The organism is Actinophytocola sp. NPDC049390 (genome assembly GCF_044466355.1).
GTDB lineage: Bacteria > Actinomycetota > Actinomycetes > Mycobacteriales > Pseudonocardiaceae > Actinophytocola.
In genome coordinates this window covers 185274-200669 of sequence record NZ_JBITMQ010000007.1, presented here as the reverse complement: position 1 = coordinate 200669, position 15396 = coordinate 185274, and the positions used below count along the sequence as shown (strand labels likewise).

Annotated in this window: 16 protein-coding genes; 12 read left to right on the top strand and 4 right to left on the bottom strand. The window is 69.5% G+C overall.

The window, feature by feature from the left end; translation table 11 throughout:
• Window positions 1-42: 42 nt before the first annotated feature.
• Genes ACIBVP_RS21375 through ACIBVP_RS21340 form a run of 8 tightly spaced genes read left to right on the top strand, consistent with a single transcriptional unit; the run spans window position 43 to window position 8029 of the window.
• On the top strand, window positions 43-1140 hold the full coding sequence (locus ACIBVP_RS21375) for an ROK family protein (protein WP_396107944.1): 1098 nt from the start codon (window positions 43-45) through the stop codon (window positions 1138-1140).
• 8 nt (window positions 1141-1148) lie between these two features.
• Window positions 1149-2459, top strand: coding sequence for an ABC transporter substrate-binding protein (locus tag ACIBVP_RS21370; RefSeq protein WP_396107943.1), 1311 nt, complete (start codon window positions 1149-1151; stop codon window positions 2457-2459).
• Between the two features lies 1 nt (window position 2460).
• Complete coding sequence (locus ACIBVP_RS21365) at window positions 2461-3441, top strand: carbohydrate ABC transporter permease (RefSeq protein WP_396107941.1); 981 nt, start codon at window positions 2461-2463, stop codon at window positions 3439-3441.
• A gap of 26 nt (window positions 3442-3467) precedes the next feature.
• On the top strand, window positions 3468-4295 hold the full coding sequence (locus ACIBVP_RS21360) for a carbohydrate ABC transporter permease (RefSeq protein ID WP_396108162.1): 828 nt from the start codon (window positions 3468-3470) through the stop codon (window positions 4293-4295).
• Between the two features lie 7 nt (window positions 4296-4302).
• Window positions 4303-5541 (top strand): 6-phospho-beta-glucosidase, encoded by a 1239-nt coding sequence (locus ACIBVP_RS21355; protein WP_396107940.1) that lies wholly within the window; start codon window positions 4303-4305, stop codon window positions 5539-5541.
• On the top strand, window positions 5538-6512 hold the full coding sequence (locus ACIBVP_RS21350) for an N-acetylglucosamine kinase (RefSeq protein ID WP_396107938.1): 975 nt from the start codon (window positions 5538-5540) through the stop codon (window positions 6510-6512). The genes ACIBVP_RS21355 and ACIBVP_RS21350 overlap by 4 nt, the downstream gene beginning before the upstream one ends.
• A 24-nt stretch (window positions 6513-6536) precedes the next feature.
• Complete coding sequence (locus tag ACIBVP_RS21345; RefSeq protein ID WP_396107937.1) at window positions 6537-7553, top strand: glycoside hydrolase family 5 protein; 1017 nt, start codon at window positions 6537-6539, stop codon at window positions 7551-7553.
• Window positions 7554-7591: 38 nt separating this feature from the next.
• Window positions 7592-8029: a nitroreductase family deazaflavin-dependent oxidoreductase gene (locus ACIBVP_RS21340; protein WP_396107936.1), complete on the top strand. Its 438-nt coding sequence runs from the start codon at window positions 7592-7594 to the stop codon at window positions 8027-8029.
• A gap of 206 nt (window positions 8030-8235) precedes the next feature.
• Here ACIBVP_RS21340 and ACIBVP_RS21335 read toward each other — a convergent pair whose 3' ends face one another.
• Complete coding sequence (locus ACIBVP_RS21335) at window positions 8236-9498, bottom strand: MFS transporter (RefSeq protein ID WP_396107935.1); 1263 nt, start codon at window positions 9496-9498, stop codon at window positions 8236-8238.
• 63 nt (window positions 9499-9561) lie between these two features.
• On the opposite strand from ACIBVP_RS21335, the gene ACIBVP_RS21330 reads away from it, so the two are divergent.
• From ACIBVP_RS21330 to ACIBVP_RS21315, 4 genes are all read left to right on the top strand, one after another.
• Entirely contained in the window at window positions 9562-10011 is a 450-nt protein-coding gene (locus ACIBVP_RS21330; RefSeq protein ID WP_396107934.1) for a MarR family winged helix-turn-helix transcriptional regulator, read from the top strand.
• Window positions 10012-10018: 7 nt separating this feature from the next.
• Complete coding sequence (locus tag ACIBVP_RS21325) at window positions 10019-10681, top strand: O-methyltransferase (RefSeq protein ID WP_396107933.1); 663 nt, start codon at window positions 10019-10021, stop codon at window positions 10679-10681.
• A 107-nt stretch (window positions 10682-10788) separates the two neighbouring features.
• Complete coding sequence (locus ACIBVP_RS21320; RefSeq protein WP_396107932.1) at window positions 10789-11553, top strand: response regulator transcription factor; 765 nt, start codon at window positions 10789-10791, stop codon at window positions 11551-11553.
• Window positions 11553-12398: a BTAD domain-containing putative transcriptional regulator gene (locus ACIBVP_RS21315; RefSeq protein WP_396107931.1), complete on the top strand. Its 846-nt coding sequence runs from the start codon at window positions 11553-11555 to the stop codon at window positions 12396-12398. The genes ACIBVP_RS21320 and ACIBVP_RS21315 overlap by 1 nt, the downstream gene beginning before the upstream one ends.
• 231 nt (window positions 12399-12629) lie before the next feature.
• Here the strand turns inward: ACIBVP_RS21315 and ACIBVP_RS21310 are convergent, their stop codons facing one another.
• From ACIBVP_RS21310 to ACIBVP_RS21300, 3 genes are all read right to left on the bottom strand, one after another.
• Window positions 12630-12938: a hypothetical protein gene (locus tag ACIBVP_RS21310; RefSeq protein WP_396107930.1), complete on the bottom strand. Its 309-nt coding sequence runs from the start codon at window positions 12936-12938 to the stop codon at window positions 12630-12632.
• A gap of 301 nt (window positions 12939-13239) precedes the next feature.
• Window positions 13240-14199 (bottom strand): ScbA/BarX family gamma-butyrolactone biosynthesis protein, encoded by a 960-nt coding sequence (locus ACIBVP_RS21305; protein ID WP_396107929.1) that lies wholly within the window; start codon window positions 14197-14199, stop codon window positions 13240-13242.
• A gap of 492 nt (window positions 14200-14691) precedes the next feature.
• Window positions 14692-15327, bottom strand: coding sequence for a ScbR family autoregulator-binding transcription factor (locus tag ACIBVP_RS21300; RefSeq protein WP_396107928.1), 636 nt, complete (start codon window positions 15325-15327; stop codon window positions 14692-14694).
• Window positions 15328-15396: the final 69 nt, after the last annotated feature.

Here is a 15396-nt window from a genome sequence, read left to right as displayed (position 1 = left end):
TTAGACAGATTGTCTAACCAATAGCTCGGAAGGTCGAAGGCGTTGACACAACAGGCCGGTTCCTCCCGTCTGCTCCGCGAGATCAACGAGTCCGCGGCGCTGCGCCTGCTGCTCGAACGCGGCCCGCTCACCCGTGGTGACCTGCGCGAACTGACCGGCCTCGCCAAGCCGACGACCTCCGACGTGATGCGCAGGCTCACCGACGCCGGGCTCGCCCGCGTCGTCGGCCGCACGAGCGGCGGCCCCGGCCCGAACGCCGACATCTACGACGTGAACCCCGACGCCGCCCACGCGGCCGCGGTCTCGTTGCAGGAGAAGGACTCCACGCTGGTCACGGCCGTCTGCGACCTGTCCGGCGAGATCCGCGCGCGGGTCACGACGCCCCTGGTGGCGGACCCGGTCCGCTCGGTCGCCGACGCCGTGCACGGGGCGAGCCGCGCGGCCGGGGTCGACCACCTCGACCACGTGCAGCTCGGCGTCCCGGGTGCCCACCACGACGGCACGATCCGGTACGTCGACGTGCCCGGCTGGTCCCGCCCCGGACTCATCGACGACATCCGCGCAGCCCTCGCGACCGAGGTCAACGTCGACAACGACGTGAACCTGGCCGCCACCGCCGAGCGGTCCCGCGGCATCGCGAAGGACGTCGACAGCTTCGCCCTGCTGTGGCTCGGCGAGGAGGGTCTCGGTCTCGGCATCGACCTGAACGGCCGGATCCTGCGCGGCGCGCGCGGCGGTGCGGGCGAGATCGGCTACATGCCCGCCGGACCGGAGGGCGACTTCCAGGAACTCGTCGGCGGTCCGGCCATCCTCGCGCTGGCCCGCGAACACGGCATCGCCGCCGACAAGGCCGCCACCGCGGCGACGGACGAGCGGCTGCTGCGGCCGCTCGCCGCCCGCATCGCCTACGGCATCGCCGCCGTCGTCGCCGTGCTCGACCCCGCCATGGTCGTCCTCGCCGGCGAGGTCGGCCAGGCGGGCGGCACCGTGCTCGCCGAGGCCGTCGGCGTGGCACTGCGTGAGCTTTCCGTGCTGGACACCGAGATCGCCGCCACCGGTCTCACCGAGGACGCCGTCCTGCTCGGCGCGCTCGACACCACCCTCACCGCGGTCCGCACCGCGCTGCTCTCCCGCCGCTAGGAGGCACCATGTCCCGCCGTCCGCTCATCGTGGCCGCAGCCTTGTTGCTCGCGGCCTGCACTCCCGGCAACAGCGCGTCCGACGACGTCGCCCCCGCGGGCCAGGAAGCCAAGGGGTCGATCGAGTTCTGGCACTTCTTCACCGACCGCGAGGCGAAGGCCATCGACACGGCCATCGAGCAGTTCGAGGACGCGCACCCGGACATCGACGTCAAGGTCACGGCAGGCCAGGACGACGCGAAGATGCTGCAGGCCATCTCGTCGGGCAAGGGCCCGGACGTCGGACTGTCGTACTCCACCGACATCGTCGGCAAGTTCTGCTCGTCCGGCGCGTGGCGCGACCTGACCCCGTACATCGAGCGGGACGAGGTGGACCTGTCGAAGTTCCCCGAGACCGTCCGGTCGTACACGAGCTACCACGACCGCCGCTGCGCCATGCCGTTCCTCGCGGACGTGTACGGGTTGTACTACAACAAGACCCTGCTCGCGCAGGCCGGGTACAGCGAGCCACCGAAGACCATGTCCGAGCTGGCCGACATGGCGAAGAAGCTCACCAAGCGGTCGGCCGACGGGACCATCCAGGTCGCCGGTTTCCTGCCGCTGCTGAACTTCTACGAGCACACGCCGCAGCACATCGTGCCCGGCTGGGACGCGAAGTGGCTGACCGCCGACGAGAAGTCCGCCATCGGCACGGACCCGCGGTGGCAGGAGATGCTGACGTGGCACAAGGACCTCGTCGACTGGTACGGGTACGACAACCTGCAGAAGTTCACCGCGGGCCTCGGTGACGAGTGGTCGGCCGACAACGCGTTCCACAAGGGCAAGCTCGCGATGGCCGTCGACGGCGAGTACCGCGTGGCGTTCCTGACCGACCAGGCACCGAACGTGGACTTCGGCACCGCTCCCCTGCCCGTGGCCGACGACCGGACCGACCGGTACGGCGCCGGGTTCGTCACCGGCAACGTCGCGGGCATCTCCGCGAACTCGAAGAACCCCGAGGCCGCGTGGGCGCTGATCGAGTACCTCACCACGGAGACCGGCTCGATCGTCGGCCTGTCGAACGCGATCAAGAACGTGCCGACCACCTCGGACGCGCTCGCGTCGCCGGACCTGCGGGTGGACGAGAAGTTCCAGGTGTTCCTGGACATCTTCGCGCACCCGGAGACCTCGACGACGCCACCGAACGCGTCCGGGCCCAAGTACGTGGAGATGACGCAGGAGTTCGTCAACGGCTACCTGTCCGGGGCGAACAAGGACCTGGCAGGCGGTCTGAAGGACCTCGACGCGCGCATCGACCAGGCGCTCGAGCTCGGGCGCTGACGTGACCGCGGTACTGACGCGGCCGTCCCCGGTCTCGGCGCCGCCGCGTCGGCGGGCGCCGAGGCGGTGGCGGCACCGGCTCACCGTGCTGAGCTTCATGGCGCCCGCACTGATCGGGATCGGGGTGTTCTTCCTCTACCCGCTGCTGGCCGCCGTGTACTTCTCGTTCACGCGGTTCGACCTGCTGACGGTCCCGGAGTGGGTGGGGCTGCGCAACTACACCTATCTGTTCACACAGGACAGTGTGGCCGCGCAGGCCGCGCTGAACACGTTGTGGTTCGTGCTGATCCTGGTGCCCGCGCGGATGCTCGCGGCGTTGCTGACGTCGATGCTGCTGGTGTCGCTCCGCCGCGGCGGCGGGTTCTTCCGCACGATCTTCTACCTGCCCGCGCTGGCGCCGCCGGTCGCGGCGACCATCGCGTTCGTGTTCCTGTTCAACCCGGCCACCGGGCCGGTGAACGGGGTGCTCGGCTGGTTCGGAGTCGACGGTCCACTGTGGTTCGACTCGCCGGAGTGGGCCAGGCCGTCGCTGGTGCTGCTCGGCACGTGGGCGGTCGGCGACCTGATGGTGATCTTCCTGGCGGCGCTGCTGGACGTGCCGAAACCGTTGTACGAGGCGGCGTCCATCGACGGCGCGAACGCGTGGCAGCGGTTCCGGCACGTGACGTTGCCGTCGCTGTCGCCGGTGCTGGTGTTCGCGGCGGTCACCGGGGTGATCCAGACGTTGCAGTACTTCACGCAGGCGGCGGTCGCGGCGAGCGTCGCGAGTGGTACCGCGACGACCGGCGGCGGGATCTCGTCGACGTTCGGGTACCCGGAGAACTCGACGCTGACGTACCCGCTGCACCTGTACGTGTCCGGCTTCCGCTACTACGACATGGGGTACGCGAACGCGCTCGCGGTCGTGCTGTTCGTGGTCGCGTTCGCGGTGACGCTGGTGCTGCTGCGCCGGTTCCGCGCGTTCACGGGAGGTGTGCGGTGACGGTCACCCTCCCCCGTCGCGGGACGATGGTGCGCGAGCGCTGGCTGGTCGTGGTGGCGCGCAACAGCGTCGCGATCGCGGCCGCGCTGATCTTCGTCGCGCCGTTCGTGTTCGTGGTGCTGATGTCGTTCATGACGAGCGACCAGGCGCTGACGTCGAACCTGTGGCCGACGACGTGGCACCCGGAGAACTTCGTCGACATCTTCACGAAGATGCCGATGTTCGACTACCTCGTGAACACGATGACGTACGCGTTGCTGGCGACCGGGTTCATGCTGCTGTCCAGCGTCCCGGCCGCGTACGCGCTGGCGAAGTTGCGCTGGCGCGGCGGCACGGCCGTGTTCGTCGTGGTGATCTGCATGATGATGCTCCCGCCGCAGGTCGTCACCGTGCCGCTGTACCTGATGTGGTCGAACGCGGGCCTGACCGGAACGTTGTGGCCGCTGATCCTGCCGATGCTGGTCGGTGACGCGTTCTCGATCTTCCTGCTGCGGCAGTTCCTGATGACCATCCCGGACACCGTGCTCGACGCGGCCCGCATCGACGGCTGTTCGGAGTGGACGGTCCTCGTGCGGGTGGTGGTCCCGATGGCGAGGCCGGGTATCGCGGCGACCGCGATCTTCCAGTTCTTCTACGCGTGGAACGACTACTACGGGCCGCTGCTGTACACCAGCGAGGAGCAGGCCAACTGGACGTTGTCGATCGCGTTGTCGCAGTTCAAGACGCTGCACCACGTGGAGTGGAACCTCGTGATGGCCGCGACACTGCTGGTGATGGCGCCGGTGATCACGGTGTTCTTCTTCGCGCAGAAGGCATTCGTGCAGGGCGTGACGTTGACGGGGGTCAAGGGGTGAGCACCGCATGAGGGTCGCTGTTGTCGGGGGCGGTTCGACCTACACACCGGAGCTGGTCGACGGGTTCGCGCGCCTGCCGTTCGCCGTGGACGAGGTCGTGTTGATCGACCCGGCCGTGTCACGGCTGGACATCGTCGGGTCGTTCGGCCGCCGCATCCTGGCGCGTTACGGGAGCACGACGCGTCTGGAGTGGACGTCCGACCTGGACGCCGGGCTCGCCGACGCGGACGTGGTGCTGGTCCAGCTGCGGGTCGGCGGGCAGCGGACGCGGATCAGCGACGAGACGTTCCCGCTCGAATGCGGCTGCGTCGGGCAGGAGACGACCGGCGCGGGCGGTCTGGCGAAGGCACTGCGCACGGTGCCGGTCGTGCTGGACGTCGCCGCCCGCGCGCCCGAGCACGCGTGGATCGTCGCGTTCACCAACCCGGTCGGCATCGTCACCCGCGCGCTGCTCGACGCCGGACACCGCGCGATCGGGCTGTGCAACGTCGCGATCGGCATCCAGCGGACCCTCGCCCGGCTGCTCGACGTGGCGGCGGACGCGGTGACGCTCGACCACGTCGGTCTCAACCACCTGACGTGGGAGCGCGCGGCGGTCGTCGACGACACCGACCGGCTGCCGAAGCTGATCGCCAACCACGGCGACTACCTGGCAGAACACCTCGACCTGCCGCCCGAGCAGCTGCTGCTCACCCGCACGCTGCCGTCGTACTACCTGCGGTACTTCTACTGCCACGACCAGGTGGTCGCCGAGCAGCGGACGTCGCAGGCCCGCGGCGCCCGGGTCGCGGAGATCGAACGCGACCTCCTGGCGATGTACCAGGACCCGGCCCTCGACGCGTTGCCGTCGCTGCTGTCGGAGCGGGGTGGTGCGTTCTACTCGGAGGCCGCTATCGGGTTGCTGGCGTCGTTGCACGGGCGGCCCGGCACGCACGCGGTCGACGTCCGCAACAACGGCACGCTGCCGAACCTGCCGGACGAGGCCGTGGTGGAGGTGTCGTGCCACGTCGACGAGTCCGGCGCGACGCCACTGCCGACCGCACCACTCGCACCCGACCTGGCCGGGCTTACCGCACACGTGTCAGGTTACGAGGAGCTGGCCGTCGAGGCGGCGCTGAAGGGCGGCGCGGACCGGGTGTTCCGGGCGTTGCTCGCGCACCCGCTCGTCGGCCAGGTCGACAAGGCCCGCGTACTGACCGATCGCTTGTTGGGTGCGAACGCCGAGTTCCTGCCGTGGGCTCGATGAGTCTCCTTCTGGCCGTCGACGGCGGCAACTCCAAGACCGAGGTCCTGGTCTGCGACGACACCGGGACCGTGCTCGGCCACGCCCGGGGCCCGGGCAGCAACCACCAGACGGCCGGCGGTCTCGACGTGGCCATGGACCGGCTGAACGCGCTGGTCACCGCCGCCCGCACCGATGCGGGGCTGGTGTCGTCGGACCGCATCGCGCTGGCCGCGGTCTACCTGGCGGGCGCGGACCTGCCGGTCGAGCTGACCATGCTCACCGACGCGGTGTCCTCGTCCGGGTGGGCTGACAAGTGTCAGGTGGACAACGACACGCTCGCGCTGCTGCGGTCGGGCACGGCCGATCCGGACGCCGTGGCGGTGGTGTGCGGCGCGGGCATCAACTGCGTCGGCCGCGCGGCTGACGGCCGTATGGTCCGCTTCCCCGCGCTCGGCACGATCACCGGCGACTGGGGCGGCGGCGACGAGCTGGGCCCGACCGCGTTGTGGCACGCCACCCGCGCCGAGGACGGCCGAGGGCCCGCCACGGCGTTGACCAGTGCCATCGCGTCGCACTTCGGCCTGCCGTCCGCGACGGCCGTCGCCGCCGCGGCGCACCTCGACCCGTCCGTCGCGGCCCGGCTCCGGGACCTGACACCCGTCATGTTCGAGACGTCCCGGGCAGGCGACCCCGTCGCCCGGTCCATTGTGGTCAGACAAGGAGAGGAGGTGGCGCTGCTCGCGATCGCGGCACTGCGGCGCCTCGAGCTGGTCACGGTCCCCGCGACCGTGGTGCTCGGCGGCGGCGTGCTCCGCGGCCGCGACCCGCTGCTGCACGACACGATCCGCGACCGGCTGGCCGAGGCCACGCCGCTCGCACGCGTCACGGTCGTGACCGACCCACCCGTGGTCGGCGCGGCACTGCTCGGTCTCGACGCGCTCGGCGCCACGCCGGACGCGGAGGGGCGACTGCGCACATGGTCCACCGCTTGACCCCTGCCAAGAAGGGAGACCCCTGTGTCGGGGACGAAGAAGAGACTGTCCGCCCTGCTCATACCGCTGCTCGCACTGTCCTTTGTGGTCCCGACGGGAACGGCGCCCGCCGAACCCGCGCCCGCCGAGACGTTCGCGGCCGCCCACGGCCAGCTGAAGGTCTGCGGCGTGAAGCTCTGCGATGACGAACGTCAGGTCGTGCAGCTGCGCGGCATGAGCACGCACGGCCTGCAGTGGTACCGCCAGTGCGTCAACGACGCGTCGCTCGACGCCCTCGCCCACGACTGGGGCGCGTCGGTCATGCGCATCTCGATGTACGTCCAGGAGGGCGGCTACGAGACCGACCCCGCCGGGTACACGAACCTGGTGTCGTCGATCATCGACAAGGTGACCGCGCGCGGCATGTACGCGATCGTCGACTGGCACATGCTCGACCCCGGCGACCCGTACTACAACCTGTCGCGCGCCAAGACGTTCTTCTCCGAGATCGCACGCAGGCACGGCCACCAGACCAACCTGCTGTACGAGATCGCGAACGAGCCGAGCGGCGTGTCGTGGTCACGGATCAAGGGCTACGCCGAGGAGCTGATCCCGGTGATCCGGGCGATCGACCCGGAGACCCCGATCCTGGTCGGCACCCGCGCGTGGTCGTCGCTGGGCGTCTCGGACGGCGCGAACGAGTCCGAGGTGGTCGACAACCCGGTGTCGGCATCGAACATCATGTACACGTTCCACTTCTACGCCGCCTCCCACGGCGACGAGTACCTGAACGCGCTGTCCCGCGCGGCCGACCGAGTCCCGATGTTCATCACGGAGTTCGGCACCCAGGAGTACACGGGCGACGGCCCGAACGACTTCGCGATGGCCCAGCGCTATCTGGACCTGGCCGCACAGAAGCAGATCAGCTGGACGAACTGGAACTTCTCGGACGACTTCCGCAGCGGTGCCGTGTTCATCGAGGGCACGTGCCCGAGCGGTCCGTTCGCCGGCACGTCCCGACTGAAGCCGGCGGGCCAGTGGGTGCGTGACCGGATCGCGTGAGCCCTGCGGACGGGCTCGGCTTCGTGTTCACTGGGGGCATGCCTCTCCACGGTGAGTACGAGCCGAGCCCGTCCGACCGGGCTCGCAAGCAGGTCGAAGAGTACGAAAGCTCCGGCGGCACCCGCGGCAACACCATGATCGGCCTGCCGGTGGTCATCCTGACCACGAAGGGCGCCAGGTCCGGCAAGATCCGCAAGACGCCGCTGATGCGCGTGGCACACGACGGCGAGTACGCGGTGGTGGCCTCGCTCGGCGGCGCACCGAAGCACCCGGTCTGGTACCACAACGTGAAGTCGCATCCCGAGGTCGAACTGCAGGACGGCCCGACCAAACAGGACATGGTGGCCCGAGAGGTGACGGGCGAGGAAAAGGCCAGGTGGTGGGCGATCGCCGTGGACGCGTTCCCCAACTACGCCGACTACCAGAAGAAGACCGACCGCGAGATCCCGGTCTTCGTCCTGACCCCGAAGAACTGACCACCCCCGGCTGCGCGGAACACCGGACCGCGCAGCCGGGCCCCCGGTTGTCCACAGCTCACCCGGTTGTCCACAGGCGCCCCACGAAACCCCGACTTCGTCGGTACCCCCTGGTAGACTGGCATGGCGGGTGGCCCCCGGGATCGGGTGGGGGTTGCTTACGCGACGGTCCTTGGTTCGCGAGCCCGTGACGTCGTCGGTCGCGCTCACGGCGCACCGTCTGCGACCAGCACTTTTGTCTTGCTGCGCAACAACGCCAGCCCGCACACCAGCACCGAGCCGAGCGCCACGGCGAACCCCACCCGCAGTGCCACCAGCCCGCCCACCGCCGACCACAACGCCGCTCCGGCCGCCGACCCGGCCGCGATCCCCACCTGTCGCACCAGGTTCGACGTCGCGGCCGTCACCCCGAGCCGCTCCCGGGGCGCGTTGCCCATCAGGAACACCTGCACCTGCCCGTTGAACAACCCGAACCCGGCCCCCACCAGCGCCAACCGCCACGCGATGTCCCCCGGCGCCCCGCCTGCCACGACCAGCGACGCGAGCCCCGCCGCGATCACCCCGACCCCGCACAGCGCGACCACCCGCGTCCCCACCCGGTCCGCGACCTGCCCCGCGGCGTACGCCGTCAGCAGCGCCGACACCGGGAACGCCAGCAGCACCCAACCCGCCGTACTCGGGTCTCGCAGGAAGAACGGCAACACGAACGTCACCAGGAACAGTCCCGAGTAGACGAACACGAGCGCGACGTGTGGCCCCAGCACCCCCGGTGACTTCAGCAGCGCACGCACCGCCGACGCACCCCGCCACCACACCACCAGCAGTACCGCGCCCACCAGGAACCACGGGCTCACGGACAGTCCCAACAGGACACTCACGGCCCCGCCGCCGAACGTCACGGCCTCGGCGAGCGACGGCGGCGTGAGCCGATCCCCCAACGGCAGCGCCCGCGCCGACAGCACCACGACCAGCACGAGCACCGGCACGGTCACGTAGAAGATCCACGGCCACCCGAACGACTCGACCAGCCATCCACCCAGCACCGGTCCGGTCATCCCGCCCGCCGTGCCGAACAACATCGAGATCCCGAACGCCCGCGCCCGCTTCGACGGCGACACCGCCACGGTCGTCAGGACCGGCGCCAGCGCCAGCAGCACCACCGCGAACGTGCCCTGCCCGACCCGGGCGGCGATCAGCCAGCCGACCGACGGCGACAGCCCGCACAGGACCGTGAACACCGCGAACCCGAGACACGCCGACCGAAGCGCGCGTCGCGGATCGTTCGCGTCCACCCACCGGCCCGCGCACAACGCGAGCCCGATGATCGGCGCGAGGTAACCGAGCACCACCCACTGCCCCACCGACGCGTCCGCGATCGACGGCAGCGCGACGTTGACGATCGTCGCGTCGAGCTGCGCCACGAAGATCGCGAGGCTCGCCGCGACCACCAGCACCCACCGGTCCACCACGGTACCCTTCCCCCTGACCCGACAGCTTTGCTTTGCAAGCAAATCTATTTGGAAGACAAAGGTATGTCAACGGGCCTTGGCCTCAAGGAATCGGTGCGCGCTCTCCTGCTGCTCATGCCACGCGTCGTGGGCCGTCTCAAGCGGTCCCCCGTCCCACCGGAACTGGCGTCGTTGTCGCTGGCCCCTCGGCACCGCTCGCTGTTCGCCTACCTGCAGTTCGACGGCCCCATGCCCGTCAACGAACTCGCGCGCCGCCTCGAGGTCGCACCCGCGACGGTCAGCCTGATGATCAGCGAGCTGAGCAAGAAGGGCCTCCTCGTCCGGCGCGAGGACGAGGCCGACCGGCGGCGGACCATCGTGAGCATCGCCGAGGACCGGGCGGCGGCCGTCGACGCGTGGATGTCGGCGTCGGCGCGGGCCTGGCAGGTCGCGCTCGAGCCGCTCACCGACGAGCAGCGACGCGTGTTCGTCGACACGCTCGGGACGTTCGAACGCGAACTGAACCGCGAATAATGGCGGCATGACCCAACGCGTGTGGACAGAAGTCGACGACTACATCTCCGGCCTGCTCATCGGCGCGGACCCCGCGCTCGACGGCGCGCTCGAGGCGGGCGCGAAGGCCGGGATGCCGCAGATCTCGGTCGCACCCAACCAGGGCAAGCTGCTCAACCTGATCGCGCGTGTCCACGGCGCGCGCACCGTCCTCGAGATCGGCACCCTCGCCGGGTACAGCACCATCTGGCTGGCCCGCGCGCTCCCGCCGGACGGCAAGCTGATCACGCTCGAGTACGACCTGGTGCACGCGGAGATCGCCACGGCGAACATCGCGGCGGCGGGCCTCGCCGACCGCGTCGAGGTGAAGGTCGGCGCCGCACTCGACACGCTGCCCACGATCGCCGGCGAGGGCCCGTTCGACCTGTTCTTCATCGACGCAGACAAGGTCAACAACCCGAAGTACTTCCAGTGGGCGCTCGACCACTCCCGGCCGGGCAGCGTGATCATCGTCGACAACGTGGTGCGCAGTGGCCTGGTGATCGACGCGACCAGCACCGACCCGTCCGTGCTCGGCACCCGCGAACTGGCGTCGATGATCGCGAACGAGCCACGCGTGTCGGCCACGATCATCCAGACCGTCGGCGAGAAGGGGTACGACGGTTTCGCGCTCGCGCTGGTCGAGGGCTGATCCGCCGCCGGATTGAAGACCGCTCAACGAAAGCGCGTTCCCGGCAGGCCCCGCCGTAGCGTGTAGATCGCCGGAGGAGTGTGTACAGCAGGGGCGAGGCGAGTTCGATGGACCAGTGGACGAACGCGACGGATCCGCCGACGTTGAGAGCCGTGGCCGGGCACGCGGTGCGGGTGCTGCGAGGCCAGGACGACTGGGCACCGGTGCCCGGCCCACGACCGGCGGACGGGGACGAGCTGGTCGGCATCCGGGTGCAGGTGGTCGGCGACGACGTGCTGGCGCGCCGGGGGGTGCTCGCCGCGCTGGAGGACGAGCCCGGCATGGTCGTCGTCGGTGAGCACCGGCCGGGCCCTGGCGTGTTCGCCACGCTGGCCACGCGCCACCCGGACGTGGTGCTGCTGCACGGGGTGGACGACGCGGAGACCGCGCCGATCCTGACCGCGATCCGCCGCACAGGCCGCGTGGTGCGGGTGCTGAGCATCGGCGTCCGGGACGGCGAGTCCGCGCCGAACATCGACGGCTGCGTCTGCGGTTCCCTACCCGCATGGGCGACCCCCGAAGAGGTGGTGGCCGCGGTACGAGTGGCGGCGGCGGGGTTCGCGCTGCGGAAGGCGGACCCGGTAGGCGAGGTGGTCCGGATGGCGAACCGGGAGCCGGCACAGGACGCGGGCCTGTCAGACCGCGAGTGCGACGTGCTGGCATTGGTGGCACAGGGCATGTCGAACGCGGAGATAGCCCGTGACCTCACTGTTTCCGAGCACACCGTGAAGTCCCACATGCAGAACCTGCTGGCCAAACTGGGCCTCCGGAACCGGATACACGCGGTGATCTACGCGTACCAGACCGGCCTGGCGAAGAGCGAACACAGCTGATGCGCCTGCGCATACTGGGCTCACTGGAGATCGTGGACGACCAGGGCACCCGGATCCACATCAGTGGCGCGAAACGGCGCGCCCTGCTCGCCACGCTGGTGGTACGAGCGGGCCGAACAGTGTCGATGAGCAAGCTCATCGAGGAGCTGTGGGCCGCCAACCCGCCGGCCAACGCGGTCAACGCGCTCCAGGCACACATCGGCAGACTGCGCAAGACGATCGCGACAACCTGCGCGGAGGACCGTCTGGCAACCCAGCCACCCGGCTACACCCTGCAACTCAACGAGGGCGAGACCGACGCGTCCGAGTTCACCCGCCTGATAACGGCGTCACGCACAGCACCGGACCCCACGCCGCTGCTGCGCGCGGCGCTGTCCCTGTGGCGGGGCCCGGCGCTGGACGGCTGCGTAACGGGCGACATCTGCGCGGGAGAAGCGTCCGCGCTGGAGGAACTCCGCATGACGGCGATGGAGGCGTTGTACGACGGGTGCCTGGCGAACGGCCGTCATGCCGAGGTGATCGCCGACCTGACCGAGGCGACGGCGCTCTTCCCGCTGCGCGAACGGTTCTACGACCAGCTGATGCAGGCGCTGTCCCGGGCAGGCCGCCAGTCGGACGCGCTGGCGGTGTACGGCCGGGCACGAACGCGGTTCATCACGGAGCTGGGGGTGGAACCCGGCCCCGCACTGCGGGCCCGGGCACAGGCCGTTCACACGGACACCCCTGCGCCCCCGGACAACGACCTGACCCGGGAAGTGGCCGAACTACAGCACAAGATCGACGCCCTGGTGACCAGGCAGGCACGGCTGCTGGCACGACTGGCCGCACAGCACACCAACCGCTGATTGTCCACAACCGCCCCAGTTGTCCACAGCCCGGCGCAAACCCGCGAAAATGTCAGCCCTACCCGGTAGACTGGCACGGCGGGACGCCCCCGGGATCGGGTGGGGGCTGGGTAACGCGCGCGCGAGCCGATGCGGTTCGGGCGGGGCTGGGGGTTCACCGGCGCGTGCGGCCTGTTCTGGCTCAACCAAGCCAAAACAGGCCACGCGCGTATCGGCTCGCGCCGGAGTCGGTCAGCTCGGGAACGCCTCCGCCAGGAGGGCCTTCACCTCGGTCTTCGCACGGACGTAGGCCTCGGCGATGTCCGGCGGGATGCCGTCCTTCGCCGCGGTCTCGACGGCGGCCGGGGACGGCTCGGTGGTCCAGAAACGTTCCTCCGCCGGCATGATCTCCACGCCGCGAATCATCTCCGTGGCGCGTTCGGCCAGCGAGTGATGGCCCGGCGGGGCGTCCTGCGCCAGGAACAGCACCTGTGTCGTGGCCTTGGCCAGCTGCCGCTCGAGCAGCTCGCGGTTGCCGGGAAAGCCGAGGTCTTCGCCCATCTTCGCTCCCCATCTCAACGTTGTTTCGATTGTCCTGCGCGCGGCCGCGGCACGGCAATCGGTCGGCGGAGCGAGATTGGCGGTCGGTCGCAAGAACCAGACCGGTCGGTCCGGGTGCGCTCGCCTGATGGGCGAGCGGCGACGTCAGTGCGTGCAGTTCGTGCGGGCGCACCGACTACCCGGGCCGGCCGCTTACCTGGATTGCGCGACAGGTGGTGGTCGCGCGAATCGTGTGACACGTCGCCGCTGACGGGTCGGCACTGAAAAAGATGGCGGCCTCGCATTCGGGCCGGACGGGCGCTCAGGTGCGAGCGAGCAGTTCGAGATCCCCCACCACGGCGGTCCGACCGCTCTGTTCGAACTTCACGCGAACCGAGCTCCGCCCGTCCCCCGGGGCGTGCGCGGCGGTGTCCGCGGCGACGACGCATGGCTCGTCGAGCTCGATGTAGTGCTCGAACGAGAACTTCCCCTTCACCGGCACACCCTCCGCACTGCCGGTCGCGAGGAGTGCGGCCTGGCGTGCCGCCTCGATGGCCATCATGCCCGGCACGTGGTCGACCGGGTGGTCGAACATCACCGGGTGATCGGTGTCCACCCGCACCAGCCACAGGTTGTCCATAGCGGACGGTGCGAGCACGACGTCGCAGTCCTGGTAACGCCCGACCAGGTGCGGCGGGACCGGAGCCGGTTGCTTCTCCGTCACCACCGTCGCGTCGATGTGGTCACCGCGCACCCGCGCGTACGTGGCCGCCGTGATGCACCGGAACGACACCCCACCGGAGCCGACCTTGACATCGTTGCGGTAACACGTGAAGTCGACGGTCATGCCGGCGACCGTCTTGCCACGCTTGCGAATGCTGTGCGCGACAGCCGTGAGGACGACGTCGGCGGGCCGGCAGCCGAGGCGCAGCCCCTCTTCGGTGATCTCGTAGGAGATCTCGTGCATGACGAAGTGCGTCCCCTGCGGCACCTCGTAGAACTCGTGCGCGATCGCGAGCGTCGCCTGCCGGATGGTCTCGGTGAGGAGCATCGGGTCGTGCAGTCGCGACTTCGGGCCGAAGAACTGGTGGGAGCGCGGCCACTGCGCGCCGACCTGGAAGGTGCCGTCACGGGTGGCGGCGAGGTTGGTCAGGAAGACTTCGGAGACTGCGGCCCGGTGCACCAGATGCCTCGGGAGGGTCTGCTGGAAAAGGACACCGGCCCCCAACTCGGATAAGCCGTTGAGTAAGTCCCGCCGGTTTTCGTTGAGCACGGTAGTCATGGCGATCCTCCGCCCAGATGTCGTCCGCGGCTTCGTTCATGTGATCTGAGCCACGATGAAAGAATACCTACCACCCGGTTTTTTATCGAGGGGTAGCGACGTGAACTTCGAGTGATCCTCCAGCTCCTGCTGAGCCGCCCGAGCTCGATGCACGTGCATGTTTGCGCAGGTAGCCTGCACAAAACGCCGCCGAGCAGCAACGATCGCGCAGCGCGACCCATACACCACGCTTCGCGAGCGACCCTGGACTACCCCTGGAGCGGCGGTTTTCGCGGCTAACTGGCAACCGGTAAGACGCGAGCGAGAACCCCAAAACGGACAAACCTCCGCCTGCCGCTACGACGTCGTGGCAGCACGGCAACCACCGATCACCGATTCGAAGCGGAGGTGACACCACCACTTCGCCGCGAACGAAGCGGAGGCGTCGACGAAGGCCCCCGCACGCGCACGACTTGGCTCAGCCAGTCAGCGACCGGGCTTCAGCTGAGAGGTTCAGGCGATGTCCTTGGCGCCGAAGCCGGCGGTGCCGGACGGCACGAAGCGCGCCACTCGACGAGGCGGCACGAGACCGGGTAGCGCGATACGCCACATCTCCGTGACGCGCTCGTGGATGTCCTGGCGGCCGGAGAGCACCTGCGACGAGATCTGGATGCCGGTGAAGGACGCGATCACCCAGCGGGCGATGACGTAGGGGTCGAGGTCGGCCTTGAGGTCGCCGCGTTCCTGGGCCGCCACCATGTAGTTGCGCACTATCTCGATCCAACCCGTGTAGGCGTCGGGGGCAGGGTCGGCGAACGTGCCGGTCTCGATCACGAGACGGATGCTCGCCCGCACGCGCACGCTGCCGAGCAACGAGTTCGCCATGTCGTGGCACAGGTCGATCGCGGTCTGGATGCCGGTCGGGGGGTCGGAGGGCAGCGCCTGGCCCACGATGAACTGCTCGCTCACCAGCGCGTGCGCGAGGTCTTCCTTCGAGGAGAAGTGGAAGTACAGGGCACCCTTCGTCACCCCGGCCTTGGCCAGGATGTCGGACAGACTGGCTCCGTTGAAGCCGTGCTCGTCGAACACGGCCGCCGCCGCGTCGAGGATCGTGTTGCGGGTGCGTTCCGCTCGTTCTTGCCGTGCCACTCCTGCCTCCAGCCGCGAAAGGCGTCACCGAGGCAGGACCCGCAGGGCCTCGGAAACGCGCGCGCCAAC